The following is a 3,134-nucleotide window of genomic DNA, read 5'->3' on the forward strand; positions in this document are numbered from 1 at the left end:
CACTGGGCTGCGGGTAGGCGGCGGGGGTGGCGCGGGCGCAGCAGCCGCGCCCGCACCAGGGCATTGAGTCCCAGGGCGGCGCCCATGGTCACGGCGAACAGCAGCGCCCGGCGCAGGGCGTCGCTGGTGTCGCCGGCGGAGACGAAGGTGGCCACCACCGAGACCGCCACCAGGATCAGCAGTGGCAGGTGCCAGAGCCGCGCGATCAGGTGCCTTACGCCCTGCAGACCGCGCAGCGCCTGGCGCTTGGCCAGCGGCTGGTTGCGGATCAGATGGGCGATCGGCCGACGGAATCTCAGGGCGAACTGGGCGGTGAGCAGCGCCGCGCAGATGTTGGCACCGATGGCGATGACCGCAGCCAGGTGCGGACCCAGGGTTTCGGCCAGGTGCGGATCGCTGGCGACGCCGCCCAGGGCCGCCAGGCTGCCGATGATCCACAGCGGGCGGAAGGCGCGGCGGCGCAGGATCAGCAGGGCGCGGCTGCGATGGGCGCCGCTGGGCAGGGAGCAGATCACCACCACTGTGGCGGCGAACAGCGGGCCGGTGACCGCGGCATAGGCCAGGGCGACGGCCACCGTCTTGCCCAGCGAATCCGGCAGCCACAGGGACACCACCAGGGTCAGGATGAAGGCCAGCAGCCAGGGCGCCAGCTTGCGCAGGGCGAAACGGACCAGATCCAGGGTGCGCGGCCTGAGGGGCAACTCCTCGGACAGCCCGAATCTCACCCGCAGGCGATGGCTGATGGCCTTCAGCCCCAGGGCGCAACCAGCCCAGAAGGCCAGGGTGACGACGAAGCCGGAGAGCAGGCTTAGGCGCTGTTCTGGCGCCGGCGTCAGCGCGGCCAGCTCGGCGCCGGCCTGGTCCAGCTGGTATTGCCAGCGTTCGCGCAGGTTGTCGCGCTGCAGCTGCTCTTCGACCACCGTCATGGTGTCGGTGATCAGTCCGATCACGCCCTGGGAGGCGCTGGGCTCGGCCTTGTTCTGCGCCGCCTGCAGCTTCTTGAGATCCGCCAGCAGGCGATTGCGCTGCTGCTCGCTTTCCAGGGTCTTGATGACCTGGTCCAGGGACTGGCCGAATTGCGGATCGACCTGATCCTTCTGGGCGCCGGGCAGGCCGGGCAGGGCAGCCTGAGCCGGGCCGATGAGCAGGAAGCAGAGACAGAGAAGTTGTAGCAGGCGAAAGATCATCGAAGCCGCACGCTCGCGAAAGGGGGAAACGCCTGTCCCGGTCGGCAGGGCAGCCGGCCGGGACGAGGGCGCCAGTGTAGCAAGGGCAGTGCGCTAGGCGCTGTGGATGCGTCGACGGGCGCTGCGGGCCAGCCGTACCGCCAGCAGGATGGCTGCGCAGGTCAGGCCCAGCACCAGACCCTGCCAGAGCCCGGCCGGGCCTCGCGGGGCGCCGAACCAGTCGCTCAGGCCCAGCGCCCAGCCCACCGGCAGGCCCACGCCCCAGTAGGCCAGCAGGGTGATGATCATGGTCGCGCGGGTGTCCTGATAACCGCGCAGAGCGCCCGCGGCGGTCACCTGGATGGCATCGGAGAATTGGAAGATGCCGGCGAACACCAGCAGCGAGGCCGCCAGCTGGATCACCGCCAGGTCCTGGGAATAGAGACCGGCGATGGCCGTGCGCGCGGTCAGCATCAGGGTGCAGGAAACGCAGGCACAGAGCAGCCCGGCGGCCATGCCGACCCCGGCGGAAAAGCGCGCCTCGCGCGGTTCGCCGCGCCCTAGCGCCTGGCCGACCCGTACTGTCACCGCCATGCCCAGGGCCAGGGGCACCATGAACACCAGACCGGAGAAGTTGAGCGCCACCTGGTGCCCGGCGACCACGGTCGGACCCAGCTCGCCGATCAGCAGGGCCACCACGGAAAAGATGCTGGATTCGGCGAACACCGCGATGCCGATGGGCACGCCGATGGCTAGCAGGGCGCGCAGCGTTGGTCCGTGCGGTCGCTCGAAGCGGGCGAAAATAGCGCAGGCGCGATATCGCTCGGTGCGGATGATCGCCAGCATGGCCAGCAGCATCGCCCACATCACCGTGCCCGAGGCGAAGCCGCACCCGGCGCCGCCCAAGGCTGGCAGGCCCAGGTGCCCATGGATGAAGATCCAGTTCAGCGGCACGTTCAGTGCCAGCCCGGCAAGGCCCACCAGCATCGCCGGCCGGGTACGCCCGAGGCCGTCGCTGAAGCAGCGCAGCACATAGTAGAAGGCCGTGGCGGGCAGGCCCAGGGCGATGCCCTTGAGATAGAGCAGGGTCGGGCCGATCAGCTGGGCGTCGACATGCATCGCCACCAGCAGCGGTCGGGCATTGAGCAGCAGCAGGCTGGCGATGAGGCCACACCCCAGGGCCAGCCAGAGCGCCTGGCGCACCAGCGGACCGATCTCCTGGCTGCGCCCGCCGCCGTGGCGCTCGGCCACCTTAGGCGTGGTCGCCAGCAGGATGCCGGTCATCAGCAGGAACACCGGAATCCACACGGAGTTGCCCAGGGCGACGGCGGCGAGGTCCAGCGGGCCGACACGGCCGGCCATGACGGCGTCGACGAAGCCCATGGCCGAATGGGAGAGCTGGGCGATGACGATGGGCGCGGCCAGGGAGAGCAGGGCGCCGAATTCACGTCTGATGCGGGGCAGGGAGGCGGTCACTTGATCGTTCGGTCAGCTTCGGGGCCGATAGTCTAGTCCTCATGGCCCGGGTGGCAACCCTCGCGGCGACCGTTGCCGGCTGCCGCTGGCCTGCTAAAGTGCCGGTCCCCGCCCTTGCGAGTGCCCAGGCATGCACATTCTCGCCGACGAAAACATACCGCTGCTGGACGCCTTCTTCGGCCCCCACGCCACCCTCGAACGCCTTCCCGGTCGCGCCTTCGACCGCGCCGCCGTGAGTCGCGCCGATGCGCTGCTGGTGCGCTCCATCACCCGCGTCGACGAGACGCTGCTGGCCGGATCTCGGGTCGGCTTCGTCGGCACCTGCACCATAGGTACCGATCATCTGGACCTCGGCTATCTGGATCAGGCGGGTATCCGCTGGAGCAATGCGCCTGGCTGCAATGCCCGCGGCGTGGTGGACTGGGTGCTCGGCGCCTTGCTGGCGCTGGCCGATGGCGCTGGCGCCGACCTGGCCCGGCGCACCTATGGCAT

Annotated in this window: 1 protein-coding gene and 2 pseudogenes; 1 reads left to right on the top strand and 2 read right to left on the bottom strand. The window is 69.9% G+C overall.

Annotation, left to right across the window (positions count from 1 at the left end):
- Together QMX82_RS25470 and QMX82_RS25475 are read right to left on the bottom strand one after the other, a co-directional pair.
- Positions 1 to 1,187, bottom strand: a pseudogene (locus QMX82_RS25470) (mechanosensitive ion channel family protein); the annotation flags it as partial.
- A 93-nt stretch (positions 1,188 to 1,280) separates the two neighbouring features.
- Complete coding sequence (locus tag QMX82_RS25475; RefSeq protein WP_208690906.1) at positions 1,281 to 2,642, bottom strand: MATE family efflux transporter; 1,362 nt, start codon at positions 2,640 to 2,642, stop codon at positions 1,281 to 1,283.
- A 130-nt stretch (positions 2,643 to 2,772) separates the two neighbouring features.
- On the opposite strand from QMX82_RS25475, the pseudogene QMX82_RS25480 reads away from it, so the two are divergent.
- Positions 2,773 to 3,134, top strand: a pseudogene (locus QMX82_RS25480) (4-phosphoerythronate dehydrogenase); the annotation flags it as partial.

Origin of the sequence: Pseudomonas sp. PS02302 (genome assembly GCF_029959585.1) — a bacterium.
Classification (GTDB): Bacteria; Pseudomonadota; Gammaproteobacteria; order Pseudomonadales; family Pseudomonadaceae; genus Chryseomonas; species Chryseomonas aestiva.